The sequence below is a fragment of the Streptomyces bikiniensis genome, assembly GCF_000716625.1.
GTDB classification, from domain to species: Bacteria; Actinomycetota; Actinomycetes; order Streptomycetales; family Streptomycetaceae; genus Streptomyces; species Streptomyces bikiniensis.
This window is the reverse complement of sequence record NZ_JNXJ01000003.1, coordinates 12656-38023: the sequence shown is the minus strand read 5'-3', so window position 1 is coordinate 38023 and position 25368 is coordinate 12656. Positions and strand designations below refer to the sequence as shown.

Here is a 25368-nt window from a genome sequence, read left to right as displayed (position 1 = left end):
TGATCACGGATTTCCCAGGCGCGGAGAGGAAAAGACCTGCGACTCTTTCCATGGTCCACAGGTTTTTCACACAGCCTGTGGATAACCGAATGGACTCACCCCGCCCGACATTCCCAAGAGCGGCAATTCGGGCGAAACTCCACACGCCCTCTTATCCGGTGGGGTCGCGCCGACACACACCGGTAGCCTGGTGGGGTGATTGACCTTCGCCTGCTCCGTGAGGACCCCGACCGTGTTCGCGCCTCCCAGCGCGCCCGTGGAGAGGACGTCTCCCTCGTCGACGCCCTGCTCTCCGCCGATGAGCGGCGCAGGTCGTCCGGCGTCCGCTTCGACGAGCTCCGATCCGAGCAGAAGGCGCTCGGCAAGCTGATCCCCAGGGCCACCCCGGAGGAGCGCGCCGAGCTCCTGCAGAAGGCCGAGCAGCTCAAGACCGACGTCAAGGCCGCCGAGGCCGAGCAGAACGAGGCCGACGAGACGGCCAAGCGCCTGCTGCTCCAGCTCGGGAACATCGTCCACACGGACGTCCCCGTCGGCGGCGAGGAGGACTTCGTCGTCCTGGAGACGCACGGCACCATCCGCGACTTCGCGGCCGAGGGCTTCGAGCCCAAGGACCACCTGGAGCTGGGCGAGGCCCTCGGCGCCATCGACGTGGAGCGGGGCGCCAAGGTCTCCGGCTCGCGCTTCTACTACCTGACCGGCGTCGGCGCCCTCCTGGAACTGGCCCTGGTCAACGCGGCGATCGCCCAGGCCACCGAGGCCGGCTTCATCCCCATGCTGACCCCCGCGCTCGTCCGCCCGCGCGCCATGGAGGGCACCGGATTCCTCGGCCAGGCCGCGGAGAACGTGTACCACCTGGAGAAGGACGACTACTACCTCGTCGGCACCTCCGAGGTCCCCCTCGCCGCGTACCACATGGACGAGATCATCGACGCCGACAAGCTGCCGCTGCGGTACGCGGGCTTCTCGCCCTGCTTCCGCCGCGAGGCCGGCACGTACGGCAAGGACACCCGCGGCATCTTCCGCGTCCACCAGTTCGACAAGGTCGAGATGTTCTCGTACGTCGCGCCCGAGGACGCGGAGAACGAGCACAAGCGCCTCCTGGAGTGGGAGAAGCAGTGGCTGACCGGCCTGGAGCTGCCGTTCCAGGTCATCGACGTCGCCACCGGTGACCTCGGCGCCTCCGCCTCCCGCAAGTTCGACTGCGAGGCGTGGATCCCGACGCAGGGCAAGTACCGCGAGCTGACCTCGGCGTCGAACTGCGACAGCTTCCAGGCCCGCCGCCTCTCCGTCCGCATGCGCGACGAGCAGGGCGGCAAGAAGACGGTGCAGCCGCTGGCCACCCTGAACGGCACGCTGTGCGCCGTACCGCGCACGATCGTGGCGATCCTGGAGAACCACCAGCTGGCCGACGGTTCGGTGCGGGTGCCCGAGGTGCTCCGTCCCTACCTCGGCGGCCGTGAGGTCCTGGAGCCGATCGCCAAGTGAGCCCCTTCCCCTACCGCCTGGTCGCCACGGACCTCGACGGGACGCTGCTGCGCTCCGACGAGTCCGTGTCGGACCGTACGCGGGACGCGCTCGCCGCCGCGACGGCGGCGGGCGCCGCCCACATCGTGGTCACCGGCCGGGCGGTGCCCTGGACCCGGCACATCCTCGACGACCTCGGCTACGAGGGGATCGCGGTGTGCGGGCAGGGCGCGCAGGTCTACCACGCCGGTGAGCACCGGCTGCTGACCTCGCTGACCCTGGACCGGCAGCTCGCCGGGCTCGCCCTGTCCAAGATCGAGGCCGAGGTGGGGCCGCTGGCCCTCGCCGCGAGCCGCGACGGTCTGGAGGGCGAGGTCCTGATGGGCCCCGGCTACCGGGCCCACGAGGGTCCGCTGCCGTACGTGCCGTACGAGGACCCGTCGGAGCTGTGGTCGGCGCCGCTGACCAAGCTCTACATCCAGCACCCGACGCTGACCGACGACGAGCTGACCCGGGCCGCCCGCGCCACGGTCGGCGGGCTCGTGGACATCGTCATGGCGGGCCCCGGCATCGTGGAGATCCTCCCGCTCGGCCTCAGCAAGGCGACGGGCCTCTCGCTCGCCGCGCGCCGGCTGGGCGTGAAGGCGGTGGAGACGATCGCCTTCGGCGACATGCCCAACGACATCCCGATGTTCGGCTGGGCGGCCCGCGGCGTGGCCATGGGCAACGCGCACGCGGAGCTGAGGGCGGTGGCCGACGAGGTGACCGCCTCGAACGAGGAGGACGGCATCGCGGTCGTCCTGGAGCGCCTGCTGACCGGCTGAGCCGGTCCGGTACCCAAAAGGACCCGGAACCTGACCCGGTACTCAAAAGGACCCGAGACCTGAACCGGGAGACAAAAGGGCCCGGGACCTGAACCAGGACCTGAAAGGAGGGGGCGGCCCGCGTGGACCGAGTCCGCGCGCTCGAAGCGGCCGCCCCTCTCCTCCGGGAGATCCCCCGTGTCCCCCGTACGTCTAGTGTGCGCCGGGTCGCTGTTCGTGTGCGACCGGTTTTCCGCGCGTCAGCGGGTAGCAGGCGAGGCCGACGGCCAGGGCGATCGCGTGACCCAGATCGGTGTACGTGCGGTCGGTGACGAGCGGGACGGCGAAGAGCGCGATCACGCCCACGAGGTGGAACCGGCGCCAGGGCCGGGCGAGCCGGTACGCGAGGATGCCCGCCGAGGCGGCGAGTCCGTAGCTGACCCCGATGTCCACGACGTGCGCCATGCCGCGCGGCACGTCGTGGAGGCGGATGGCCGCCAGGACCGCCTGCTGGCTGACGAGCGTCGCCGTGATGTGCGCGGCGGCGACGGTGAAGAGCCACTTCGCGGTGCCGAGCCAGCGCTCCACGGGCGCGTGCAGGAGCTCGAAGAGCACCGCGTACAGCACGATGTCGGCCGGGTCCTCGATCCAGAACGCGCTGCCGAGCAGGGCCCGCACCGGGTGGTGGGCGAGCTGGTGCAGGTTGCTGCTGTTGCGGTGGAGGAAGTACTCCTCCACGCCGGTGGGAACGAGCGCGAGGACGAGGCTGGTGAGCGCGACGACCGCCAGCCACACCTGCGTACCGGGTGACGAACGCACCCACGACCTGATCGGCCGGGACGGTTCGCCACCCGGAGGGGTACTGCTCGGCGCCTTCTCGTTCGGCACCCTGCTGCTCGGCACCCTTCAGTGCCTATCACCCGGACCCGCCGGGCCCTGGTAGCGGCCTCAGAAATTGATCATGTGTCCGGCGATCCCGTGGATCGCCTCCTTCACGGCCTCGCCCAGGGTCGGGTGCGCGTGGACGTTCCGGGCGACCTCGTGGACCGTGAGGTCCCACTGCTGGGCCAGGGTCAGCTCGGGCAGCAGCTCGGTGACGTCGGGGCCGATCAGGTGGGCACCGATGATCTCGCCGTACTTGGCGTCCGCGACGATCTTGACGAAGCCGGTGGCGTCGCCGAGGCCGTGCGCCTTGCCGTTCGCGGTGAAGGGGAACTTCGCGACCTTGACGTCGAAGCCCTTCTCGCGCGCCTGCTTCTCGGTCCAGCCGAAGCTGGCGATCTGCGGCTGGCAGTAGGTGGCGCGCGGGATCATCGGGTAGTCGAGCTCCATCGTCTCGGCGTCCGCGATGGTCTCGGAGGCGATGACGCCCATGGCCTCGGCGGTGTGCGCGAGCATCAGCTTCGCGGTGACGTCGCCGATGGCGTAGATGTGCGGCACGGAGGTGCGGCAGCGGCCGTCGACGTCGATCGCGCCGCGCTCGGTCAGGGCGACGCCGGTGTTCTCCAGGCCGTAGCCCGTGACGTTCGGGGCGAAGCCGATCGCCTGGAGGACCTTGTCGGCCTCCAGGACCTTCTGGGCACCGTCCTTGCCGGTGACGGTGACGCGGACCTGCGGGCCGGACTCGTCGATGGACTCGACGCGGGTCGAGGTCAGGACGTCGATGCCGAGCTTGCGGTACTGCTTCGCCAGCTCCTTGGAGACGTCCTCGTCCTCCAGCGGGGCGATCCGGTCGAGGAACTCGACGATCGTGACCTTGGTGCCGTAGTTGTTCAGGACGTACGCGAACTCGATGCCGATCGCGCCGGCGCCGGCGATGACGATCGACTTCGGGGCGTCCTCGGCGAGGATCTGCTCCTCGTACGTCACCACGCGGTCGGTGCGGGAGGTGCCCGGCAGCAGGCGCGGGGTGGCGCCGGTGGCGATGATGCAGTTGTCGAAGGCGATCGTCTCCGAGGTGCCGTCGGACTTGGCCACCTGGAGGGTGTTCGCGTCGAGGAAGGTGCCCCGGCCGTCGAACTCGGTGATCCCGTTCTTCTTCATCAGGTAGTGGACGCCCTTGACGCGGCCGTCCGCGACCGTGCGGCTGCGGCGGAACGCCTCCGTGTAGTCGAAGGAGACGGTGCCGTCGACCTTGATGCCGAAGGTCTTGGCCTCGTGGTTGAAGATGTGGGCCAGTTCCGCGTTGCGCAGCAGCGCCTTGGTCGGGATGCAGCCGACGTTCAGACAGACGCCGCCCCAGTACTTCTCCTCGACGACCGCGACCCGCTTGCCCAGCTGGGCGGCGCGGATGGCGGCCACGTAACCGCCGGGGCCTGCTCCGAGTACGACGACGTCGAAGCGGTCTGACATGACTGACTCCCGAGGGTGATGAGGGTGTGCGGTCCGCGTACGGCCCCACAGTAGTCCGGTGTCCCGGAGGCCGTGAGTTGTAGGATGACTGGGCAACCGGGCAAATGAGAGGGCGGACGGCATGGCGCTCAGGGCGGCGGGGCGGACCTCGCTGGTGGACTCCGCGGTGGAACAGCTCCGCGGTCAGCTCGCGGGCGGGGAGTGGGCGGTCGGCGACCGCATCCCCACCGAGCACGAGCTGGCGCAGCAGCTCGGAGTGGGCCGCAACACCGTCCGCGAGGCCGTCCGGGTCCTCGTCCACGCCGGGCTCCTGGAGTCCCGGCAGGGCAACGGCACCTTCGTCAGGTCCACCGCCGACCCGGCGGCCGTCCTGCACGGGGTCCGGCACGCGGGCGCGGCCGACGTGCTCGAACTCCGGGTCGCCCTGGAGGCCGAGGCGGCCCGGCTCGCCGCGACCCGGCGCGACACCCACGACCTGCTGCGGCTGCGGGCCGCCCTGACCACCCTGCGGGAGGAGGGCGACCGGGACGCCGACGCGGACCTCGCCTTCCACCTGGCGGTCGTCGGCGCGACCCGCAACGCGGCCTTCGTGGAGGTGTACCGCTTCTTCTCCGCCCAGGTCCACGAGGTCCTGGTGGAGGCGCTCGGCGACCGGGAGATGCCGCCGGTCGACATCGACGCCCACGAGGCCCTGGTGGCCGCGATCGAGGCGGGCGACCCGGAGGCGGCGGAGCGGCAGGCCCGCGAGCTGCTGCGGGAGCCGATGGAGACGGTCGCGGCGCTGACGGAGCGGACCCGATGAGCGCCGGAGCGCGTATGTCAGGTACGGGGGCGCGGATGTCGGGTACGGGGGCGTGTACGTCAGGTGCGGAGGCGCGTGCGTCAGGTAGGGGGGCGGACGCGTCGGCGCCCGTGACCGCGCCCAACACCACGCTGAACCCTGGTTCCGCGCCCGACGCCGCGCTCGCCCCTGGCTCCCCGCCCGTGTCCGGCTCCGCGCCGGGCCCCGCGCCCGTGCTCGTCGACGCCGAGGCCGGGGCTCGGCCCTCGGCGGCCGGGGCGGCGGCCCGGCGCGCCCTGCTCGCGCATCCGGCCCTGCTCCTCGTCGGGATCGTGCTGGCCTCGCTCAACATGCGGGCCGCCCTGGCGAGCGTGGCGCCCCTGGCCGGCGAGATATCCGCCGCCTTCGGGCTCTCCGCGGCGGCGAGTTCGCTCGTCACCTCGGTGCCGGTGCTCTTCCTGGGCGCGGGCGCGGCGGTCGCGCCGTGGCTGGGCCGCCGGTTCGGCGCCGAGCGCGTGCTGTTCGCGGCGCTCCTCCTGCTCGCCGCCGGCATCCTCGCGCGCGTCCTGCCCTCCGTGTACGCGCTGTACGGCGGCGGGGTCCTCGTCGGGACGGCGATCGCCCTGCTCAACGTGCTCATGCCGGGCCTGATCAAGCGTGACTTCCCGGACCGGGCCGCGTCGATGACCTCGGTCTACACGGGCGCGATGATCGCGGGCGCCACGGTGGCCGCGGCGGCGGCCGTCCCCCTGGAGAAGGCCCTGGGCGGCGGCTGGCAGGCCTCCCTCGGCTCCTGGTCGCTGCTCGCCGCGGTGGCGGCGCTCGCCTGGCTGCCCCAGGTCCTGATCGCCCGCGGCCGTACGGGTCACGCGGTACGGGCCGTCCCGGCCGGCGGCGCCCGCCCGGTGAGCGTCCGGCGCTCGGCGCTCGCCTGGCAGGTCACCCTCTTCATGGGGCTGCAGTCGCTCTGGACGTATGTGCTGATCGCCTGGATGCCGACGATCTTCGTCGACCACGGGATGGACCGCTCCACCGCGGGCATGGTCTTCGCCTTCAACAACCTGGTGCAGGTGGCGGGCGCCTTCGTGGTGCCGCTGCTCGCCGGCCGGATGCGGAGTCAGCGGCCGCTGGTCGTGCTCGTCACCACGCTGGTCGCCGCCGGTTACGCCGGTCTGATGGTGGCGCCCGTGGAGGGCGCCTGGCTCTGGTCGGCGCTCCTCGGCATCGGCCAGGGCGGCGCGGTCGGGCTCGCCCTGACCCTGGTCGTGCTGCGTTCCGGGGACGCGGTGACCGCGGCCGGGCTCTCGGGGATGGCTCAGACGGTCGGCTATCTGCTCGCCGCCGCGGGCCCGCTGGCAGCCGGCGCCCTCCACCAGGCCACCGGCTCCTGGACTGCACCGATCTGCGTGGTCCTCGGCGTCTGCGCGGCGGCCCTGGCCGTGGGCCTCCTCGCCGCCCGGGACCGCACGGTCTGAGCACAACGGGCCGGGGCGGCCGGGGAACCGACCGGGGTGGCGGGGCGGCTCCGGAAGGGCCTCCCGGCTCCGGGGGCGACGACCCTCGGAGCCGTACCGCTTCCGTGTCCGGTCCCGGGGCCTACTCCTCGCCCGCCAGGGTCAGGCGGCGGAGCTTCTGGCCGGCGAACCAGGTGGCCGTGACCGTGACCGCCACCAGGAGGACCACCGCCGTGGTGAGGCCGACGTCGGAGGTGACCAGGCCGTCGCCGGTGACCTTCTCCGCGAGGGCGAGCGCCCACTGCTGGACGCTCAGGGTGCGGGCACCCGCGATCAGGGAGCCGAAGAGGGTCTCCCACACCAGGGCGTAGACCAGGCCGATCACCACGGCGTGCCGGCTGACCGTGCCGAGCAGCAGGAACAGGGCGCTGTACGTGATGGAGGCCACGAGCGCCGCCACCGTGTAGGCAACGGCCACCTGCTGGCCGTTGCCGTTGAGGATGAACCCGGCGATCAGCGTGGGAACCGCCGAGAAGGCCATCGTCACCGCGATCGCCACGATCAGTTTCGTGAAGATGATCGTGGGCCGCTTCACGGGCTTGGACAGCAGGTAGACGATCGAGCCGTCGTCGATCTCCGGGCCGATCGCGCCCGTGCCGGCGATCACGCCGATCAGCGGCACCATCGTGGCCAGGGCGAAGCCGCCGAGGACGTCGGACGCGGCCTGGTCGTCCGCGCCGTTGAGCACGCGGATCGCGGCCGAGATGACCAGCAGCATGGCGGGCAGCAGGAAGAGGATCAGGGCCCTGCGGCGGCCGAGGAGGGCCCGGTAGGTGAGTCGGGCGACTGTGGGGTTGTACATCGGTCGGGCTCCTTTCAGGCCGCTACGAGGTACGAGAAGACCGATTCGAGGGACTCGTCCGAGGGCGAGACCGTCAGGAGGCGGATCCCCCGCTCGCGAGCGACCTTCGGCAGCAGTTCCGTGAACCGCCCGAAGTCGACCGCCTGGATGCGCAGTCCGCCGTCCGCGTGGTCGACCTCGATGCCGGCCGTGGACGGGTCGGCGATCAGCGCGGCCGCGAGGGCCCGGTCGTCGCTGGAGCGGACCAGGTAGCGGTGCGGCCGGTCCGTCATCAGGCGGCGGATCTTGCGGAAGTCGCCGGAGGCCGCGTGCCGTCCGGCCACGATCACCTCGATGTGGGAGGCGAGCTGCTCGACCTCCTCCAGGATGTGCGAGGAGAAGAGGACCGTGCGGCCGTCCGCGCCCATCCGCCGCAGCAGGTCCATCAGCTGCATGCGCTGGCGCGGGTCCATGCCGTTGAACGGCTCGTCGAGCAGCAGCACCGACGGGTCGTGGACGAGGGCCGAGGCCATCTTCACGCGCTGCCGCATGCCCTTGCTGTAGGTGGAGACCTTGCGGTCCTGCGCGTACTCCATCTCGACCGTGGCCAGGGCCCTCTGGGCCTCCTTGGCACCGAGGCCCTGGAGTTCGGCGTTGGCCACGACGAACTCGCGGCCGGTGAGGAAGTCGTACATCGCCTCCCGCTCGGGCACGACGCCGATGTCGCGGTAGACCGACTCGTTCCTCCAGATCGTCCGCCCGTCGAGGGTGACGGCGCCGGTGGAGGGGTCGAGGAAGCCGCCCATCATGTTGATCAGGGTGGACTTCCCGGCGCCGTTGGGCCCGAGGAGGCCGGTGACGCCCGGGCCCACCGTCATCGAGACGTCGTTCACGGCCACGACGTTTCCGAACCAGCGGGAGACGTGGTCGATGTGGAGCGTGGTCACAGTCCGACCTTTCGGTAGCGGCGCATCAGGATGCCGTACGAGCCGGCGATCAGCGCGAGGACGACCAGCAGGTAGACCACGCCGAACCCGGCGCCCGGGCCCCCGAGCTCGGGGAACATGGACGGTGCGCCCAGGAAGGCGTTCTGCACGCCGTCGATGAGGGTGATCGGGGAGAACAGGCCGAGCCACTTGATGGCGCCCGCGTTCTCCGTGACGTAGGCGATGCCCATGAGCGTCGAGACCGCGCCGTACGAGATGGTCAGCACGCCGATGACGGCGGCGACGCCGAAGCCCCGGCGCGGGGTGAGGGCCGCCATGACGAGGCCGATGCCGCCGAAGAGCAGCGAGAGCAGCGCCACGGAGACGAGCCCCTGGCCGAACATCTTGGTCTGCTCGGCGAAGTCCATCTTGGCGAGCATCGAGCCGATCCACATGATCAGCAGCGGGACGGCCGTGAGGATGAAGAGTGCCGACGCCATCGCCCCGTACTTGGCGAGGACGTAGTCCGCGCGCTCGATCGGGCGGGAGAAGTACAGGGGCACGGTCCTGAACCGGAGGTCGCGGGAGACGGACTGGGGAGCCTGGGAGGCCAGGAAGATGCCGATGACGACCTGGAGGTAGATCGCGTACTGCGTGTACTCGATCGAGAGCTTGGTCTGCTGGGTGGCGACCGCGACGGCGACGATGATCAGCGCGGGGGCGCACATCACGCCGGCGAGCAGCATCGGCAGCACCTTGGACTTGGCGCTGCGGCCCAGTCCGTACGCGCCGCGCAGGGACTGCGAGAAGAGCGACCGGCGCGCGTACGCCCGGCCGAGGCGCGGGCCGTCGTAGGACCGGTAGCCGATGTTGTGGATCCGGGTCGTGTCGGGAGCGGCCTGGGAGGGCTGGGGGATCTGGGTGCTCATCGGGCCGGCACCTCCTCGTGCGGCGTGGACGCCTCGGCGGCCTCCGGACGGAAGACCTCGGCGATGTGGTGGCGGCGCTGCTCCATGCGGACGAGCCCGAGGCCGAGCCCGGCGACGGTGTCGCGCACGAGGTCGTACGTCTCCTCGCCCTCCGCCTCCAGGAGCAGGATGTGGCCGGCGCCGGGCAGGCCCTCCTCCACGCCCGGGTGGAGGGTGACGCCGGCGGCGGTGAGGGCCGTGCGGAGGGCCGCCGTGCCGTCGGGGTGCTCGTCGGAGTCGGTGACCTCGACCGCGAGGGTCGTGGTGGTCCGGGTGAAGTCGCTGGTGGAGCTGGAGCGCAGGAGGCGCCCGCCGTCGATGACGACGACGTGGTCGCAGGTGCGTTCCAGTTCGCCGAGGAGGTGGGAGGTGACGAGGACGGAGATGCCGAAGTCGGTCCAGATCCGGCGGATCAGTCCGAGCATCTCGTCCCGGCCGACCGGGTCGAGGCCGTTGGTCGGCTCGTCGAGGAGGACCAGCTTCGGGTCGTGGACCAGTGCCTGAGCGAGCTTCACCCGCTGTTTCATGCCGGTCGAGTAACCGCCGATGGGGCGGTAGCGCTCCTCGTACAGGCCGACGTGACGCAGGGTGTCGGCCGTCCGCTCGCGGGCGGCGGTCGGGGGCAGCCCGGACATGCGCGCCATGTGGACGACGAACTCGGTGGCCGAGACGTCCGGGGGGAGGCAGTCGTGCTCGGGCATGTATCCCACGCGCTCGCGGATCTGGGGGCCGGAGGTGCGGACGTCGAGGCCCAGGACCTCCGCGTGGCCCTCCGTGGCGGGGGAGAGTCCGAGCAGAATCTTGATCATCGTGGACTTGCCGGCTCCGTTGGCACCCACCAGTCCGGTCACACCGGGCCCGATGTCCAGGGAGAGCCGGTCGAGAGCGGTCACCCGGGGGAACCGCTTGCTGAGGCTTTCGGTCGCGATCACAGTCACGCTCCGAAGGTAGTGGTGTGCGCCACAGGCGTCGTCAGACCAACGGCTCGATCTCTGTCCGACTACAGGAGTACAAGCCAGTAGGGGCGGAACGACGAAAGTCGTCGCCCCCGTGACCGCCCATCGCACGTCCGGGTGGCCGCGGGCGGGCTTCCGTCGGACTTTTCCACAGGCCGCCGTCCGCCCCCTTGACTCAGCCGCCGAGCATTGTCACATTCATCGATGTCAAGTTACGAACGCGGAGCGCAGCCGGGCGCTCACGGGGGACGGGGGCGGCATGGCGACGGCGGTGGCAGGTGAACTCTCCTCGGAGCTACGGGGATTCAGGGAAGTGCAGCGGCTCTCCTACGCGTGTGCGGAAGCCGTCGCGGCGCAGCTGAAGCCGGGCGTGACCGAGCGCGAGGCCGCCCGGATGCAGCGGGAGTGGCTGCACGAACGGGGAGTACGGGACTGGTTCCACCGGCCGTTCGCCTGGTTCGGGGACCGCACGGCCTTCGTGGACTTCAGGGTCCCGCTCCAGTTCTTCCCCACGGACCGGCGCCTGGAGGCGGGGATGCCGTTCATCCTCGACATGGCCCCGGTGTACAAGGGGTACACGGCCGACATCGGTTACAGCGGCTGCCTCGGCCTCGATCCCCTGCACGACAGGTTGCTCGCCGACCTCGCGGCCCACCGCGAGCTGATCCTGCGCGAGGTGCGCGAGCGCCGCACGCTGCGCGAGATATACGAGGACGTGGACCGGCTCATGGTCCGCCAGGGGTACGCGAACCGGCACCGGGCCTACCCCTTCGGCGTCATCGCCCACAAGATCGACCGGGTGCGGGAGCGCCGCTGGTCGCCGACGCTCTTCGGCTTCGGCACCCGGGCGCTCAAGGGCCTGGCGAGCGACGCCCTGCACGGGCACCGGGACGGCTGGTCGCCGCTCTGGTCGCCGTACAAGTTCTCCGACCACCCGCCCACGCCCGGGCTGTGGGCGGTCGAGCCGCACCTCGGGTTCCGGGGTACGGGCGCGAAGTTCGAGGAGATCCTGGTCGTCACCGACTCCCGGGACCCCGAGCAGAGCGCGTTCTGGCTGGACGACGATCTGCCGCACGTGCGGCGCTGGAACGAGGGAGCGGTCTGATGACGGAGCTCAAGGGGGCCCGGGAGCGCCGGGTCCGTACGGGCGGGATCGAGCTGTGCGTCGCCGAGCTCGGCGAGACGGGCCGGCCGACCGTCCTGCTCGTGCACGGCTACCCGGACTCCAAGGAGGTGTGGTCGGAGGTCGCGGTCCGGCTGGCCGAGGAGTTCCACGTGGTGCTGTACGACGTCCGGGGCCACGGCCGGTCGACGGCGCCCGTACCGCTGCGCGGCGGCTTCACCCTGGAGAAGCTGACGGACGACTTCCTGGCGGTCGCCGACGCCGTCAGCCCGGACCGGCCGGTCCACCTCGTCGGCCACGACTGGGGCTCGGTGCAGGGCTGGGAGTTCGCGACCGTGCCGCGCACCGAGGGCCGGATCGCCTCCTTCACCTCGATGTCCGGGCCCTCCCTCGACCACTTCGGGCACTGGATCAAGCGGCGGATGAACCGGCCCACCCCGCGCCGGGTCGGCCAGCTCCTCGGCCAGGGCGCCAAGTCCTGGTACGTGTACATGCTCCACACCCCCGTGCTGCCGGAGCTGGCCTGGCGCGGGCCGCTCGGCAAGCGCTGGCCGCGGATCCTGGAGCGGGTGGAGAAGGTCCCGGCCGGCGACTACCCGACGTCCTCGCTGCCGGACGACGCGGCGCACGGGGCCTGGCTCTACCGGGACAACGTCCGGGCCAGGCTCTCCCGGCCGCGCCCCGACGCGTACGCGCACGCGCCCGTGCAGCTGATCGTGCCGACCGGTGACGCCTTCCTCTCCGACCGGCTCTACGACGACCTGGGCGCCTGGGTGCCGCGACTGACCCGGCGCACCCTGCCCGCCAAGCACTGGGTGCCCCGCACCCGGCCGGACCAGCTGTCCTCCTGGATCACCGAGTTCGTCCGGGCCCACGAGGAGCCGGTGGCCGGGGCGCCGAAGCAGGTCGCGGCGTCGGTGAAGAGCGGGGTGCGGCCGGAGTACGCGGAGCGGTTCGGCGGGCAGCTCGTCCTGGTGACCGGGGCGGCCAGCGGCATCGGGCGGGCCACCGCCTTCGCGTTCGCGGAGGCCGGCGCCCGGGTCGTGGCCGTGGACCGGGATGCCGAGGGGGCGGTCCGTACGGCGGAGATGGCGCGGCTGATCGGTGCTCCGGAGGCCTGGGGCGAAGCCGTCGACGTCTCCGACGAGCAGGCGGTGGAGAAGCTGGCCGCCAAGGTGGAGGACGAGTACGGGGTCGTCGACGTCCTGGTCAACAACGCGGGCATCGGGCTCGCGGGATCCTTCTTCGAGACGTCGAGCGAGGAGTGGGCGCGGGTCCTGGACGTCAACCTGTGGGGCGTGATCCACGGGTGCCGGCACTTCGGGGCGCGGATGGTCGCACGGGGCCAGGGGGGCCACATCGTGAACACCGCGTCCGCGGCGGCGTTCCAGCCCTCCCGGGCCCTGCCCGCGTACAGCACGTCGAAGGCGGCGGTGCTGATGCTCAGCGAGTGCCTGCGCGCCGAACTGGCCGGGCAGGGCATCGGGGTGTCCGCGATATGCCCCGGCATCGTCAACACCAACATCACGGCGACCACGCGGTTCGCCGGGGTGTCGGACGCGGCGGAGGAGAAGCGGCGGCAGAAGAAGGCGTCCCGGCTGTACGGGCTGCGGAACTACCCGCCGGAGAAGGTCGCGGACGCGATCCTGGGGGCCGTCCTGCACGACCGGGCCGTCGTGCCGGTGACCCCCGAGGCCCGGGGCGCCCGCCTCCTGTCCCGGCTGAGCCCGGGCGCCCTGCGGGCCCTCGCGCGGTGGCAGCCGCCGGCATAGGGAGACGACGGCGTAGGCATAGGGCGACGGCGACGTAGGCACAGGGAGACGGCGACGTAGAGACAGGGGGCGGCGACGCAGGGACAGGGAGAAGGTGCCGTAGAAAGACGGCGGCGTAGAGGGTCGGCGGCGTAGGAGGTCGGCGAGGGCCGGGGCGGCGCGGGTCGGGGAGCGGCGGTCGTACGATCCCTCGCAGGACGGATCCCGCGGCGGCGGGGTGGTGGAAGCGGTCGGTGGGAGCGGGTTTGACCGAGCAGTCAGCACAGCCGGAGTACCGGATCGAGGACCTCGCCCGTCTCAGCGGGGCCACGGTCCGGACGATCCGCGCCTACCAGGACCGCGGTCTGCTGCCCCGTCCGGAACGGCGGGGCAGGGCGAACGTCTACGGGGACGCGCACCTCGCGCGGCTCCGGCGGATCGCCGACCTCCTCGACCGGGGCTACACCCTGGCCTCGATCAAGGAGCTCCTGGAGGCGTGGGACACCGGTCGGGGGCTCGGTGGCGTGCTCGGTCTGGTCGCGGAGGTCCACGGGCCGTGGACGGACGAAGAGGCGGCCCGGATATCGCGCGCGGAGCTGGACGCCCGCTTCGGCGGCACGCCGGACGAGGAGGCCATCCGGGAGGCGGTGGAGCTGGGCGTGCTGGAGCGGATCCCGGACCGGGAGGCGGAGGAGTACCTCGTACCGAGCCCCCAGGAGCTGGCGGTGGCGGCCGAGCTGTACGCGGCCGGGGTGCCGCTGACGGCGATCACCGGGCACCTGAAGGAACTGCGGGGGCAGGTGGAGCACATCGCCTCCCGGTTCCTGGAGTTCACGACCGAGTACGTCTTCGCCCGCTATCTGGAGCACCGCCCGCCGACGGACGCGGACGCGGCCGAGGCGGCGGCGATGGTACGGCGGCTCAGGCCGCTCGCCCAGCAGACGGTGGATGCCGAACTGGCGCGCGCCATGCGCCTGTTCGCCACCCGGCACCTCCAGATCCACCTGTCGCCGGACGCGCCGCCCGCGCAGGACGACGAGCCGCGCCCGGTGGCGCTGCCCGCCGGGACGGTCCGAGCCGTGCAGGGCCTGGTCGGGGCGGAAGGAGTGGCGGCCTTCGTCACGGCCGCCACGGAACGGGAGGTCCACAAGAGGACGTTGGACGCCCTCTCCTCGCGCCATCACGAAAGTTGCGTAGATGATCAAAGGGGTCAATTGCCTTGAATTGAAGGCCTTGTTGTCCACAGAAAGGCCAATCACCCTGTGGATAAGTAGGCTTGACTGTGGATCAAACCTGTCCACCGGAAATCGTCGAAAAGCATTGGCGGGGGTGGAGCGGGCTCCGGCATCCTGACCGGATGACCTCACGATCACCCATGGACGAACGTCGCACGGTGAAGGTCTCCAAGTACCTCTCCAAGCATCTGCGCCACCAGCCCGAGCGCATCGGGCTGGCCCTCGACGCGCAGGGCTGGACCGAGATCGACGCGCTGCTCCGCGCCGCCGCGGAGCACGGTTTCCCGATCTCCCGCGAGGAACTCGACCACGTCGTCGCGACCAACGACAAGAAGCGCTTCGCGATCGAGGGCACCCGCATCCGCGCCAGCCAGGGCCACACCGTCCAGGTGGACCTGGACCTGCCGGCCGCCGAACCGCCCGCGTACCTCTACCACGGCACGGTCGCGGGCCGGCTCCCCTCCATCCGGGCGGAGGGGCTGCGGCCCATGGCCCGCCACCACGTGCACCTCTCCCCCGACCGGGAGACCGCGACCCGGGTCGGCGCCCGCCGGGGCCGACCGGTCGTCCTGAGCGTCGACGCCGGCGCCATGCACCGGGCCGGGCACGTCTTCCACGTCAGCGCCAACGGGGTCTGGCTGACCGACACCGTTCCGCCGGAGTTCCTCCGCCTCCCGTCCTGAACCCGCCCCTCCCCATCCCGGCCCCGCCGACACCCCCGCCGACGTCTCCGCCGACGCCCCCTCGGACGCCCCGGCGCGGACCGAGCGCCCCACGTAGACCGAGCGCCCCACGCAGACCGGGCGCCCCACGCGGACCGGGCGGCCCGCGTGCCGGACGCATCCCCCGCCGGTCCCGGGGAACACTGGGCGGATGGGAGAGATCCGGGTCGGAACCTGCTCGTGGACGGACAAGGCGCTGGTGGCCGGCGGCTGGTATCCGAAGGGGCAGCGCGACGCGGAGGGCAGACTGCGGTACTACGCCACGCGGTTCCCGGTGGTGGAGGTCGACTCCACGTACTACGGCCTGCCCAGCACCCGCAACAGCCTGCTGTGGGCCGAGCGCACCCCCGAGGACTTCCGCTTCGACGTGAAGGCGTTCTCGCTGCTCACCGGTCATCCGACCCGACCGGAGGCGCTGCCCGCCGACCTCCGCCCGGCCTTCGCGCGGCAGCGGGGGCGGGAGGGCGTCGATCCCGGGCTGCTCGACGAGGTGTGGACGCGGTACAGCGCGGCCCTCGAACCGCTGCGCGAGGCCGACCGCCTGGGGACGCTGCTGTTCCAGTTCCCGCACCGGCTCGTACCGGGAGCGCCGGCGGTGGAGTTCCTGCGCCGGTGCCGGGAGCGGGCCGCCGGATGGCCGGTGGCCGTGGAGTTCCGGAACCCGGGCTGGTGGCACGAGGAGAACGCCGACGCGACGACCGCCCTGCTGACGGAGCTGGACGCGGCCGCCGTGGCCGTGGACATGACGCAGACGCTGCCCACGTCCGTGCCGCCGGTCGTACGGGTCACCTCCCCGGACCTCGCCCTGGTGCGCTTCCACGGCCGCAACACCGCCTGGGGCACGGGGACCAAGGAGGAGAGGTTCCGCCACGACTACACCTCCGAGGAGCTCTCGGAGTGGATCCCGCGCGTCCGGGAGACGGCCGAGCGGACGCGGGAGGTCCACGTCCTCTTCAACAACTGCTGCGGCGACGCGGCCGTCCGCGCGGCGGAGTCGATGCGGCGGCTGCTCGGCCTCTCGTAGGGTCGTCCCCATGCGACTGAGCACTGTGCTCCTGCCGATCGACCGCTGGCACGAGGGAGGCCGCGCGAAGTGGCGGCGCGCCAAGGAGCCGGGCTTCCACACCGCTCACCCCTACGACCACGTCTGATCCGGGAAGTCGTGCGTCAGGGGCATCTTGGTCCCGCCCGGAGCAGATCAGATCGCGATGAGCCGGACGCGGTTACCGCGCAGCTTGGCCATGTCGTCGACGTCCGACGTAAGCACGGCCACCGGGCCTGGCCGGCGGAGCGCGAGCTCGGCGACGGTGGCATCGATCGCGTGCTTGTGGCCGTGCAGGCCGGCCTCTTCCAGCAGGCCGGTGGCGGCTCTGACCGTCTGCTCGGTCACCGCTTCCACCTTGCCCCGGGAAGGATCCGGTTCATCGGCCGTGCCCGAGACCCTGGTCTGGGCCGCAGCCAGCTCCTCGTCAGTGAACGCGCCGTGTTCCTCCTCGTAGCGGCGCAGTTCCTCACCGACGAGCCGGTTCCGTGTGGAGTGAGAGGTGTCCGGCCTCAACCGGCCCAGTGACGGTACGCCTCGGTCCACTCCGCGCCCTCGGGAGCGGGCTGGGCAAAGACAGCTCCAGGATTCCGATCGACTGCCGAACCCGGCCGCCAGTGCACATGGCGACGATCCTGCCGTCTGGCGTGAGGTCGATGCCGCGCACGATCACCTCGACGCCGAGAACGGCGGTGGTGAAGGGCGAGGCCAGGTGCTCTTCAAGCAGTGTGAACAGACCGGTCGACTGCTCGTCTTCGGTGTAGGCGTCGACGGTGGCCTCTTCGATCATGGCCTCAGGCGCGGCTGTGTCCCACCCGTCCATGAGGCAACGCCAGCGGCCCCCAGGGCGACACCGGGCGGCAACGACGCCACTGGTGCCTCGCCCCGGAGCGACGAGGACGCACAGTGGCCTGCGGCCCGCGCCGACGCGGGCCGTTGCCGGATACGGTGTAAGTCCATTGAGGACGTGGGAGGTTCGGATGCGACAGGGCGACACCGAGTACCTGGCAGCGCTGGACGAGACGATGGAGATCCTCCGGCGTTGGGCGCGGGAGGGCCGTACCGACGGCTGGTACAAGTCCCTCAGTGAAGAGCTGAAGGCCCAGGGGCACAACGTCCACTATCGCGGCCCGATCATCAGCCAGCTCCTCGGTGACGCCTGCCGGCGGGACAGCAAGGGGACTGATCCCATGCTCTCCGCCATCGTGATCCTCAAGGCGACCGGCAGGCCCGCCGGCCAGTTCTTCGAGCTGGCGAACGGGGCTCCGTTCCACCGGACGCACGCGGAATGGACCTGGGAGCAGGAGCGCGCCCGCGTCTTCGCACGCTACTGCGAGAGCTGAAGGGTGCCGCCCACCGCTCCGGAGCGCACACGCGCACCACGGGACCGCCGCAGCCCCGACCGGGAGTGTGGCGCTCTGTTGCCCGCAGTCACCGACGCATAGGGTCGCAGGCATGCGACTGAGTACGGTAATCCTTCCCGTCCACCGATGGAGCCGGGGTCGGCACATCTGGCGGCGGGCCGAAGACCTCGGGTTCCATGCCGCGTACACCTACGACCACCTGTCGTGGCGGTCGTTCCGGGACGGTCCGTGGTTCGGGGCGATCCCGACGCTGACGGCGGCAGCGTCAGCAACGCAGAGCATGCGCTTGGGTACGCTCGTGACGTCGGTCAAGCCTTGTTCACCTATCGCAGCCTGACCTGGGAAGACGTATGCCGGACCGCTTGGTCCCGACCGAAGCGGATCAGAGCGCGATGAGTCGGACGTGACTCCCGCACAGCTTGGCCATGTCGTCGATGTCCGAGGTGAGCACGGCCACCGGGCCTGGCCGGCGGAGCGCGAGTTCGGCGACGGTGGCATCGATCGCGTACTTGTGGCCGTGCAGACCGGCCTCTTCGAGCAGGCCGGCGGCGGCTCTGGCCGCCTGCTCGGTCACCGCTTCCACCTTGACCTGCGAGAGCACCCAGTTCAGTCGGGCGGTGTTCACGCGGGCGTGCATGACTTCCACGATGGTGTTGGCGCAGATCACGAGATCGGCTGCCATCGAATGGAAAGACCGGATCATCGCGAGCACGGTCCGGTCCCGCGCGATCCAGGCGGACAGCCCTTCGGAGTCCAGTACGACGGTCTCGATGCGGTGGTTCACGCGGCGCTCGCCGACTCCTCGTGCTCGGCCGTGCCGAAGATTCTGGCCTGGGCCGCGGCCAGTTCCTCGTCGGTGAACGCGCCGTGCTCCTCCTCGTAGCGGCGCAGCTCCTCACCGAGCAGCTGGTGTCTGATCTGGCGGGCGACCGCCTCCGCGACGTAGCCGGAGACGTTGTCCGTGAGCCTCTTCAGCTCCGCCATTTGCTCGGTGGGCAGAGTGACCGTGATGCGGGTCGTGTGAGCCATGGAGCCGGCATACTGCGGTATGCGCGCCATTCGTCGGGCTTTCTCCACGTACGAGCTCAGCGCTGTCCCGCGCCCAGCAGCTCACTCAGACGGTCACCGATGACGGACACCCCGGGGCGCGGGTCGCTCTCGTAGTACCAGGGCTTGCGCCGGCGCATCAGCGCATCGCCGTGCTCGCTCCAGGTGAATCCGGGCTTCCTCAGCAGTTTCCGGAACACGGTATCCGCCGTCTCCGGGTGAGCGGCGGCCAGCCGGCGGATCGGCAGTGGCGTGATCGACTCCTCGCGCAGGTACGTGCGCAGCAGGTCCTGGTGCCGTCTGCGACCCGTGAGGGCGGGGTCTGCGAAGAGGTCCCGCAGCATCCCGTAGTCGGCGTAGAAGTTGAGCCCGTCGACCTGGTCGTAGATGACGCCGACGGTGTCCGAGTCCGCCAGTTCTGACGGCAGCTCGAAGAAGGGCAGGTCGAGGCCGGAGGGCCGCTTGCGTCGGGCACGACCAGGCTGTGCGGCGACGGCTGTCTTTTGGCGGTGGCGGTAGTAGGCGTTGAGGAGGTCCTCGGCTTCGGCAGGCGGAAGGACCAGTTCGTCGCCGCCGCAGAACTCGACGAACGCGGCCCGGTCCTCCCTCATCCGCTGCCACCCCTGCTCGATCTTCTCGGGGTTGCGGAAGACCAGTTCGGGGTGGTGCGTGGCCAGTTGCAGAGCTGCTTGGGCGATCTCGGGGGCGCTGGACCTGGGGTAGCTCGTCATCGCCCCGGACACCAGCCACGCACCGTCGGCTGAGTGGACGGGTACCAGGCAGGTGTGAAGGAATCCTCCCTTGGACACTCCACGGAACGCCGCCCGCCCGACGTTCGAGTACGCGCGGTACTCCAGGTCGTCGACCAGGTTCAGCAGGATGACGGCATCGCCGTCCTTGCGCCGGACCTCGAAGACGCCCTCGACCGGGTCACGCCAGCCGAGCAGCATCTCCCGGTCGGCCGTGGTCAAGTCCTTCCGGCCGGCGAGGAACCGGTCCACGACGGTCGAACCGTCCGGCAGGCGGTACCGCAGGATGAAGTGATCGGTGATCCGGATCGCCTCACCCTCGTCCAGCTGCCGTGCAGGCCCCGCGGCCTCCAGCAGGAGAGGCGTCAACCACCGGTCGAAACGAGCGCTCTGAGCGAAAGTGACCAGTTCCCCTTTCAACTCGGCGCTGCGCTCCATGAGGCCGGCCAGTGATGGTCCACCCGCGCCCTGTACGGCGTCAGCCACGTTCAGCCCTTTCGTGCAATCCAGCTCCGTATGAAGTGAGGGGTGCCCGGTCTCAACCGGCCCCATGGCGGTACGCCTCGATCCACTCCACACCTTCGGGCGCGGGGGAGGGCAACGGCAGGTCAAGGATGCCTATCGACTGCCGAACACGGCCACGCGAGCACAGGGCGACGATCCTGCCGTCGGGCGTGAGGTCGACGCCGTGCGCCATCGCCTCGACGCCCAGAACCACGGTGGTGAAGGGCACGTCGAGATGCTCCTCAAGCATGGTGAACAGACCGGTCCGCTGCTCGTCCTCGCCGTAGGCGTCCACCGTCGCCTCTTCGATCATGGCCTCAAGCTCAGCCCTGTCCAGCGTGCTCATGACGCCACGTTAGCGGCCCCCACGGCTACGCCGACGCGCCTTCCCGGATCTGCTCGGTCGGCATATCCGCGGCAGCGGCAAGCCCGCGTATCGTCGAGTCATGCGTCTGAGTACCGTGATCCTCCCCATCCACCGGTGGGCCGAAGGACAGAAGACCTGGCGGCGGGCCGAGGAACTCGGCTTCCACGCCGCGTACACCTACGATCACCTGTCCTGGCGTACCTTCCGGGACGGGCCGTGGTTCGGTGCGATCCCGACGCTGACAGCGGCAGCGACGGTCACACAGAGTATACGTTTGGGCACGCTCGTCACGTCAGTCAAGCCTTGTTCACCCATCACGGGCTGACCTGGCCGTTGATGTGTGAGCGGAACGTCCATGGCCACGCCTTTCGGTCTCCTTCGCTCAGGTCGCCAGATGCTCCACAAAGATCCCGATGAGGATCCGGTCGCCGTGCTCGGCGATCGGCAATGAGAAGTGGACTCTGTCGCGGTCCCAGAGCCGCTTGCCATGCCACTCGCATCGGTAGGTGCCGTCGCCGTATCCCACGTTGCGCTGCTCCCACGCCTTCGCGTTCTTCTTCGTGTTCGGGCTCTCGGGTGAGATGTCCAGGCCCAGAGCACTGAACCTCCGGACAACCTGTGTCTGGTCGCCGCCGCATTCAGCCAGCGTCCGGGCGAAGTGGTCGTCAATCGCTCCCAGCAACTTCACGAGCCACGGCAGGACTTCGGCGTACGCGCCCTTGAAGTGGTGCAGACGCAGAGAGTCGGCGAACAGCAGCCGGGGGAAAGCATCCTCTGTGAAGGTGAAGAAGCGCTCGGCCGGCACGCTCTCGTGGGTGAGGACACCGCGCCAGAAGATCGGTACGTCGTCAGGGTGTCGTAGAACGTGCAACTTCACCTCGTCCTGGCCAACCTCCGTCGTCCGCGTGACAGTGACCCATCCGGACGGCCAGTCGGGTTCTGTGGCGTAAGGCACCAGGAGACAGGACATGGCGCGGCCCATAGCTGCCCGAGCCAGGGCGTGGGCTGTACCCCAGGAAGGTTCCTGCCAGGAGCCCTCGGCTACCCGGGCCGGCTGGGGCAGATCCTCCTCGTCCGGTATTACGCACCGACATTTACTCACCAGTTGCTGCAGCAGAGCCCGCTTGTCACGTGGTAGCCCTCCGTCCGGGGAATACAGGGCGTCGATCAGCGTTACCGAGGGGCGGCACTCGACGTCATACGCGGGCTCCATGAACGCGGCTTTGCGGCCGTCAGTAAACGGTTGGAGGACTTCCACAAGGACGTCGAGGGCGTCTTGCAGGCCGGAGTCCGTCAGCTCCCGCCAGTTGAAGCACTCCTCGGCGACTACGACGCGGTAGTCGTCGTCGGCATCGAGGGCAGCGGAGGCACCCAATAAGTCCTGCTCGTTTCCCCTTCCGTTCCTACCTGCCGCGTTGGGCACGAGCCAACCTCCCGAGGTCGGTCTCGATCTGGTCGAAGAAACCGTTGGGCCAATAGCTGAGTTCACCCTTGTCATTGATGTCGATGGACAGGGTCTGGTCGTGATCGAAGTAGTGGGTGATCATGTCCGCCGCCGGTAGCGAGTGATCGTGCGCGACGGCGAGTCGGGCTCCGTTGAGGACGTGATCGCTGTGCGTCTCCACCACGACCTGTACCCCGCTGCCCGCCACCCGAGCGAGGAACCGGCCCAACCGGGACTGTCCCGCCGGATGCAGATGCGCCTCGGGATTCTCCACGATCAACAGATCGCCTGGCTCTGTGAGTAGCCCCGCGACGATGACCGGCAAGGCGTAGGAGATGCCGAACCCGGTATTGACTGGACGGATCTCCTCACCGCTCAGCCCCGTCTCTCCGAACCGGATCGTCGTGGCCATGATTCCCACGGCGACCCGTGCATTGATCTGGAGAGGACGGATGATCTCGGAGGCCCACGATTCGGCCTGGACTCTCAACTGCGGTCCTGCGGAATCTGGGTGGTGCAATGCTCCTCGGACCGCCCTCCGAGTGCTTACCGCGCGGGACTCGCGCAGTGCCAGCACCTGTGCGGTGAACTCACCCCGCACTCCGACTCCGATCCGGTCGGGCTCCTCGGCGGACACCGACAGCGTGTCACGGGGGCCCAGACGCTCGGCGCACAGGTAGGTGAAAGCGGGATCCGTGACAGCGGACCCGATACCTGGCACGTGCGCCACTGGGAGCCGCCGCACGTCGAGGTGCAGTGCCTGCTCGGCGTCAGGCAGCCCGAAGCCGTACACCCATGACTCACCGTCCGGGCCGCCCAGTCGAATGCTGATCTCACGCGCGTCGGTCGTCCAGTTCAGCACGTCCCGGGCCTCGCCGAGAGCCAGCCCGAGCGGGCCATTTAGCCGGATCGTGGCACCTGCCGCTGCACCTGACGTACTTGCCAACCTCGCCAGCAGCAGGGACTGGATCAAGGTGCTCTTGCCGCCGCCGTTAACTCCGGTCAGGACCGTGAAAGGACGCAGGCCAAACGACGCTGATTCAAACCGCTTGAAGCCCCGAATCTCCAGGGAAGTGATCACAGACCGGCTCCCGCATCCGCCACGGCGGCCTTGAAGCGGTAGTCCACCCTAAACCGGTCGGCGGTGGAGGAGGTGATGGCGTTGAGGTACGTGACGTCGGTGGTCATCCGCTCACGGGCCGCCTTCACAATGGCTGTTCGACGCGTACGCAGGTCGGCAGTCGTGCAGTCGGGGTCGGCCAAGGCCATGGACCAGCTCTCGAACATGGCGCGGTTGATCGGGCGACGGTAATCGTCGCCCTCCGGCCACTTGCGGAAAGCGTGCTCGCCGAAGACGAGGTACGCGTGAGTCATCGCCCGCTCGAAGGCGGTCTCCAGCTCAGTCACCTGCTCGTCTGGGACCTGCTTCGGATCATCCAGCATCTCGGTTGCGTCCATCAGGAACTGCTCCATGAAGGGGCGCTCCTGGTAGGCCAAGACCCCCTTCAACCAGAACGCGGCGAACCGCAGGGCCATCTCCCGATCATTCATCCGGATGTGATCAGTGAGGCGGCCCCCAGTGGCCTTGGCAAAAGCATCCGTATGAGTCATCCGGTGCAAGATGCCCCTGCTACGCGGGCTGCTCATGCAGTGCCGGATCTCTTGGGCATTGAGCGGGGTTCCACCAGTATTGATGCGCTTGAAGATCTCGTACGTGACCCCGCGCGGTGTCGTCGGGTCGATCACGTTGACGATCAGCTGGGTGTTGTTGATTCGCCGTTGGGACGGTACAGGGAGATCACTGAAGCGCATGTCCTTCAGATCGTTCAGGTGTTCCAGCTTCCCAAGGGCGAAGCCGTTGTCTCCACCCCGGACGAACGCGTGTAGCGTCGACAGCCGCTGAAGGCCGTCGACAACGCGGAAAGAACCGTCCGCGTCCTCCGCGAAGTAGAACGCGGGCAGCGGGATCTGGAGCAGCAGCGACTCGACCAGCAGGGACTTTTGGTCCGTCCGCCAGACCTGCAACCGCTGGAAGTCCGGAGCGAGCTCGATGGAACCCTCGTCGATCTGGTCGAGGATGTTACGCAAGGAGAACTGGCTGGTGTTCACCCGGATCTGGTCAGGGTTCCACGGCCGCTGAATCTTGGTGGTGTCCTCGCCCGAGTCCTCGACCTCGATACCCGTGGCGTGTCCATCGAACACGTCCTCCACCACGTCCGGAGTCGTCTGCGTGCCGTCCATAGCCATGCGGGCCATTCTATGGGCCAGTGGCCCAGGCCGAAGGAGTTTGCTGACCTCCTCCTCTTCACGCGACAGGAGGTGACCCTAGCCGCTGGCGAGGGCTAAGAACCTCTTCACGAGCAGGACCGGGCGGCGAACGGTGTGATGGATTCGCCGCCCGTGAGGCGCACACCATCGCCTGACATCGCTGGGGTATGACACAGGGTGACCATCGAGGTCTCCCGTGGCTGCTTTCGGAGCGGGCGGCCAGGTCGGGTAGTGCCTCAACGAAGCGTCGAGCTCAGAATCAGCCCAGTATCTCTGCTGCCGGGTAGTAGCAATTGCCGGTAGTGCTTGCGTGGAGGAGCTTGCGGCTGAGCAGCTCGTCTAGGCGGATGCGCCCCTCCAACACGCAGTAGAGGTCTCCGCCTTCGATGGTGATGAACGACGTCCCCCGCTTGAAGATGTCGCGGCCACCTGCGGAGAATCCGTTCACGCTCACGAACAAGCCCAGGGCGTTCTTGCTCTTTAGACGCACCTTGCTGTCGAACTTCATCAGGTCCTCGGCCTCGACGGTGCCGGCCAGCCACTTGGCCTCGACGATGAAGTGGTCCGTGTTGTAGTAGATCGCCCCGTCTATCTGCTCGCCCTTCAGGTTGTACGCGAGCGTGGGTTCCAGATCGAACAGGGTGAACAACCGATGCAGGAAGGTTTCGAACTCACGCCCCGCCTGCTGGCGGTTCTCTATTGAACGGAGCCGCAGGAAGTCCTGCGTCAGCTCCTGCAGCACCTGGGCGAAACTGCGACTCCGATTAACTTCGTCCTGGTGAGCCGCGAGGTCCGCAGCTAGTCTCTCCCGCTCTTCGACTAGACCGGCATGCCGGTCAACCCACCTGGCCAGGTTCGCCACGGCAGCCTGAGCGTCGGCCAGGAGCTCCTTGGCGTCCACCTGCTTCATCAGGTTCGGGAAGGTGTCCAGCCTGGACACGTCGATCATCAGCTCAATGGTGAAGTCCCGGTACTCCGACTCCTGGTCCATCAGCATGTGCACCAGCTGGGCTGCTGTCTGGCGCTTCGTCGTGGCGAAGTCGAGGCGCATGAGCAACTCGGGATGCGCTCGGAGCCTGCGCCGGATGTCCTGCTCGAACGGGGCCTTGTTCCAGTTGATCGTGGTCAGCGCCTCGATGAGCGCCCCGTAAGCGTCGGAGTGGATCTTCTTTGCAGCGCCCGACTGTGCCCCCACCATGGCCCACCC

26 protein-coding genes and 3 pseudogenes are annotated in these 25368 nt (G+C 69.6%); 13 read left to right on the top strand and 16 right to left on the bottom strand.

Annotation, left to right across the window (positions count from 1 at the left end; translation table 11 throughout):
* The first annotated feature begins 195 nt into the window (after positions 1–195).
* Both serS and OO47_RS02520 read left to right on the top strand, forming a co-directional pair.
* The gene (serS, locus tag OO47_RS02525) at positions 196–1485 is read left to right on the top strand and encodes a serine--tRNA ligase (protein ID WP_030209316.1); all 1290 of its coding nucleotides are present in this window, start codon (positions 196–198) and stop codon (positions 1483–1485) included.
* Positions 1482–2288 (top strand): HAD family hydrolase, encoded by an 807-nt coding sequence (locus OO47_RS02520; RefSeq protein WP_030209315.1) that lies wholly within the window; start codon positions 1482–1484, stop codon positions 2286–2288. Before serS ends, OO47_RS02520 begins: the two co-directional genes overlap by 4 nt.
* A gap of 192 nt (positions 2289–2480) precedes the next feature.
* On the opposite strand, the gene OO47_RS02515 is transcribed toward OO47_RS02520, so the two are convergent.
* Both OO47_RS02515 and lpdA read right to left on the bottom strand, forming a co-directional pair.
* Positions 2481–3086: a rhomboid-like protein gene (locus OO47_RS02515; RefSeq protein WP_234323060.1), complete on the bottom strand. Its 606-nt coding sequence runs from the start codon at positions 3084–3086 to the stop codon at positions 2481–2483.
* Positions 3087–3215: 129 nt separating this feature from the next.
* Entirely contained in the window at positions 3216–4619 is a 1404-nt protein-coding gene (gene lpdA / locus OO47_RS02510; RefSeq protein WP_030209311.1) for a dihydrolipoyl dehydrogenase, read from the bottom strand.
* 121 nt (positions 4620–4740) lie between these two features.
* Between lpdA and OO47_RS02505 the strand changes: the two genes are divergently transcribed.
* Together OO47_RS02505 and OO47_RS02500 are read left to right on the top strand one after the other, a co-directional pair.
* Positions 4741–5421: a FadR/GntR family transcriptional regulator gene (locus OO47_RS02505; protein ID WP_030209308.1), complete on the top strand. Its 681-nt coding sequence runs from the start codon at positions 4741–4743 to the stop codon at positions 5419–5421.
* Between the two features lie 182 nt (positions 5422–5603).
* Positions 5604–6875, top strand: a complete 1272-nt coding sequence (locus OO47_RS02500; RefSeq protein WP_030209305.1) for a CynX/NimT family MFS transporter — start codon at positions 5604–5606, stop codon at positions 6873–6875.
* Positions 6876–6996: 121 nt separating this feature from the next.
* Here OO47_RS02500 and OO47_RS02495 read toward each other — a convergent pair whose 3' ends face one another.
* Genes OO47_RS02495 through OO47_RS02480 form a run of 4 tightly spaced genes read right to left on the bottom strand, consistent with a single transcriptional unit; the run spans position 6997 to position 10521 of the window.
* A complete protein-coding gene (locus OO47_RS02495) occupies positions 6997–7716 on the bottom strand; it encodes an ABC transporter permease (protein ID WP_030209299.1) in 720 nt (239 codons plus the stop codon).
* Between the two features lie 14 nt (positions 7717–7730).
* A complete protein-coding gene (locus tag OO47_RS02490) occupies positions 7731–8642 on the bottom strand; it encodes an ABC transporter ATP-binding protein (protein WP_030209297.1) in 912 nt (303 codons plus the stop codon).
* Complete coding sequence (locus OO47_RS02485) at positions 8639–9550, bottom strand: ABC transporter permease (protein ID WP_030209295.1); 912 nt, start codon at positions 9548–9550, stop codon at positions 8639–8641. Before OO47_RS02485 ends, OO47_RS02490 begins: the two co-directional genes overlap by 4 nt.
* Positions 9547–10521, bottom strand: a complete 975-nt coding sequence (locus OO47_RS02480) for an ABC transporter ATP-binding protein (protein WP_030209292.1) — start codon at positions 10519–10521, stop codon at positions 9547–9549. Before OO47_RS02480 ends, OO47_RS02485 begins: the two co-directional genes overlap by 4 nt.
* Before the next feature lie 283 nt (positions 10522–10804).
* Here OO47_RS02480 and OO47_RS02475 point away from each other — a divergent pair, with 283 nt between their 5' ends.
* From OO47_RS02475 to OO47_RS38865, 6 genes and pseudogenes are all read left to right on the top strand, one after another.
* On the top strand, positions 10805–11650 hold the full coding sequence (locus tag OO47_RS02475) for a M24 family metallopeptidase (protein WP_030209289.1): 846 nt from the start codon (positions 10805–10807) through the stop codon (positions 11648–11650).
* Positions 11650–13440 (top strand): SDR family oxidoreductase, encoded by a 1791-nt coding sequence (locus tag OO47_RS02470; RefSeq protein ID WP_030209284.1) that lies wholly within the window; start codon positions 11650–11652, stop codon positions 13438–13440. The genes OO47_RS02475 and OO47_RS02470 overlap by 1 nt, the downstream gene beginning before the upstream one ends.
* A 245-nt stretch (positions 13441–13685) precedes the next feature.
* A complete protein-coding gene (locus tag OO47_RS02465) occupies positions 13686–14642 on the top strand; it encodes a MerR family transcriptional regulator (protein ID WP_030209281.1) in 957 nt (318 codons plus the stop codon).
* Between the two features lie 152 nt (positions 14643–14794).
* Entirely contained in the window at positions 14795–15337 is a 543-nt protein-coding gene (locus tag OO47_RS02460) for an RNA 2'-phosphotransferase (protein ID WP_030209280.1), read from the top strand.
* 190 nt (positions 15338–15527) lie between these two features.
* On the top strand, positions 15528–16400 hold the full coding sequence (locus OO47_RS02455; protein ID WP_030209278.1) for a DUF72 domain-containing protein: 873 nt from the start codon (positions 15528–15530) through the stop codon (positions 16398–16400).
* Between the two features lie 10 nt (positions 16401–16410).
* Positions 16411–16524, top strand: a pseudogene (locus OO47_RS38865) (LLM class flavin-dependent oxidoreductase); the annotation flags it as partial.
* A gap of 50 nt (positions 16525–16574) precedes the next feature.
* Here OO47_RS38865 and OO47_RS37565 read toward each other — a convergent pair.
* Together OO47_RS37565 and OO47_RS33210 are read right to left on the bottom strand one after the other, a co-directional pair.
* The gene (locus tag OO47_RS37565; RefSeq protein WP_234323059.1) at positions 16575–16934 is read right to left on the bottom strand and encodes a hypothetical protein; all 360 of its coding nucleotides are present in this window, start codon (positions 16932–16934) and stop codon (positions 16575–16577) included.
* Complete coding sequence (locus OO47_RS33210) at positions 16888–17208, bottom strand: calcium-binding protein (protein ID WP_234323058.1); 321 nt, start codon at positions 17206–17208, stop codon at positions 16888–16890. The genes OO47_RS37565 and OO47_RS33210 overlap by 47 nt, the downstream gene beginning before the upstream one ends.
* Before the next feature lie 190 nt (positions 17209–17398).
* Between OO47_RS33210 and OO47_RS02440 the strand changes: the two genes are divergently transcribed.
* On the top strand, positions 17399–17761 hold the full coding sequence (locus tag OO47_RS02440; RefSeq protein WP_030209271.1) for a hypothetical protein: 363 nt from the start codon (positions 17399–17401) through the stop codon (positions 17759–17761).
* A gap of 67 nt (positions 17762–17828) precedes the next feature.
* Positions 17829–18089: pseudogene (locus OO47_RS34595) on the top strand (LLM class flavin-dependent oxidoreductase); the annotation flags it as partial.
* Positions 18090–18164: 75 nt separating this feature from the next.
* Here OO47_RS34595 and OO47_RS02435 read toward each other — a convergent pair.
* The 4 genes from OO47_RS02435 to OO47_RS02420 form a co-directional block, all read right to left on the bottom strand.
* Positions 18165–18566 (bottom strand): hypothetical protein, encoded by a 402-nt coding sequence (locus OO47_RS02435; RefSeq protein ID WP_030209268.1) that lies wholly within the window; start codon positions 18564–18566, stop codon positions 18165–18167.
* Positions 18563–18811, bottom strand: a complete 249-nt coding sequence (locus OO47_RS02430) for a type II toxin-antitoxin system CcdA family antitoxin (protein WP_030209266.1) — start codon at positions 18809–18811, stop codon at positions 18563–18565. Before OO47_RS02430 ends, OO47_RS02435 begins: the two co-directional genes overlap by 4 nt.
* 56 nt (positions 18812–18867) lie before the next feature.
* Positions 18868–20016, bottom strand: a complete 1149-nt coding sequence (locus tag OO47_RS02425; protein ID WP_051715595.1) for a hypothetical protein — start codon at positions 20014–20016, stop codon at positions 18868–18870.
* 100 nt (positions 20017–20116) lie between these two features.
* Positions 20117–20428 carry a calcium-binding protein gene (locus OO47_RS02420; protein WP_030209262.1) on the bottom strand — a complete coding sequence of 104 codons (312 nt, stop codon included), beginning with the start codon at positions 20426–20428 and terminating at the stop codon, positions 20117–20119.
* Between the two features lie 100 nt (positions 20429–20528).
* Here OO47_RS02420 and OO47_RS34590 point away from each other — a divergent pair.
* Positions 20529–20768 (top strand): annotated as a pseudogene (locus tag OO47_RS34590) (LLM class flavin-dependent oxidoreductase); the annotation flags it as partial.
* Between the two features lie 63 nt (positions 20769–20831).
* Here the strand turns inward: OO47_RS34590 and OO47_RS02415 are convergent.
* The 4 genes from OO47_RS02415 to OO47_RS02400 all read right to left on the bottom strand — a co-directional run bounded on the left by OO47_RS02415 (position 20832) and on the right by OO47_RS02400 (position 25359).
* Positions 20832–21872 carry a hypothetical protein gene (locus tag OO47_RS02415; RefSeq protein ID WP_234323057.1) on the bottom strand — a complete coding sequence of 347 codons (1041 nt, stop codon included), beginning with the start codon at positions 21870–21872 and terminating at the stop codon, positions 20832–20834.
* Positions 21853–22974, bottom strand: coding sequence for an AAA family ATPase (locus OO47_RS02410; protein ID WP_030209259.1), 1122 nt, complete (start codon positions 22972–22974; stop codon positions 21853–21855). Before OO47_RS02410 ends, OO47_RS02415 begins: the two co-directional genes overlap by 20 nt.
* Entirely contained in the window at positions 22971–24140 is a 1170-nt protein-coding gene (locus OO47_RS02405) for a DUF262 domain-containing protein (RefSeq protein ID WP_234323056.1), read from the bottom strand. The genes OO47_RS02410 and OO47_RS02405 overlap by 4 nt, the downstream gene beginning before the upstream one ends.
* Positions 24141–24420: 280 nt before the next feature.
* Positions 24421–25359, bottom strand: a complete 939-nt coding sequence (locus OO47_RS02400; RefSeq protein ID WP_030209255.1) for a restriction endonuclease — start codon at positions 25357–25359, stop codon at positions 24421–24423.
* Positions 25360–25368 lie beyond the last annotated feature (9 nt).

Bases quoted from the DNA above. Each gene is read 5' to 3' on its own strand.
- OO47_RS02430 (WP_030209266.1), bottom strand. From the start codon at position 18,811: ATGGCTCACACGACCCGCATCACGGTCACTCTGCCCACCGAGCAAATG.
- OO47_RS02485 (WP_030209295.1), bottom strand. From the start codon at position 9,550: ATGAGCACCCAGATCCCCCAGCCCTCCCAGGCCGCTCCCGACACGACC.
- OO47_RS02460 (WP_030209280.1), top strand. From the start codon at position 14,795: ATGGACGAACGTCGCACGGTGAAGGTCTCCAAGTACCTCTCCAAGCAT.
- OO47_RS02455 (WP_030209278.1), top strand. From the start codon at position 15,528: ATGGGAGAGATCCGGGTCGGAACCTGCTCGTGGACGGACAAGGCGCTG.
- OO47_RS02425 (WP_051715595.1), bottom strand. From the start codon at position 20,016: ATGGAGCGCAGCGCCGAGTTGAAAGGGGAACTGGTCACTTTCGCTCAG.
- OO47_RS02440 (WP_030209271.1), top strand. From the start codon at position 17,399: ATGCGACAGGGCGACACCGAGTACCTGGCAGCGCTGGACGAGACGATG.
- OO47_RS02400 (WP_030209255.1), bottom strand. From the start codon at position 25,359: ATGGTGGGGGCACAGTCGGGCGCTGCAAAGAAGATCCACTCCGACGCT.
- OO47_RS02420 (WP_030209262.1), bottom strand. From the start codon at position 20,428: ATGAGCACGCTGGACAGGGCTGAGCTTGAGGCCATGATCGAAGAGGCG.
- OO47_RS33210 (WP_234323058.1), bottom strand. From the start codon at position 17,208: ATGATCGAAGAGGCCACCGTCGACGCCTACACCGAAGACGAGCAGTCG.
- OO47_RS02405 (WP_234323056.1), bottom strand. From the start codon at position 24,140: ATGGCTATGGACGGCACGCAGACGACTCCGGACGTGGTGGAGGACGTG.
- lpdA (WP_030209311.1), bottom strand. From the start codon at position 4,619: ATGTCAGACCGCTTCGACGTCGTCGTACTCGGAGCAGGCCCCGGCGGT.
- OO47_RS02495 (WP_030209299.1), bottom strand. From the start codon at position 7,716: ATGTACAACCCCACAGTCGCCCGACTCACCTACCGGGCCCTCCTCGGC.
- OO47_RS02475 (WP_030209289.1), top strand. From the start codon at position 10,805: ATGGCGACGGCGGTGGCAGGTGAACTCTCCTCGGAGCTACGGGGATTC.
- OO47_RS02470 (WP_030209284.1), top strand. From the start codon at position 11,650: ATGACGGAGCTCAAGGGGGCCCGGGAGCGCCGGGTCCGTACGGGCGGG.
- OO47_RS02505 (WP_030209308.1), top strand. From the start codon at position 4,741: ATGGCGCTCAGGGCGGCGGGGCGGACCTCGCTGGTGGACTCCGCGGTG.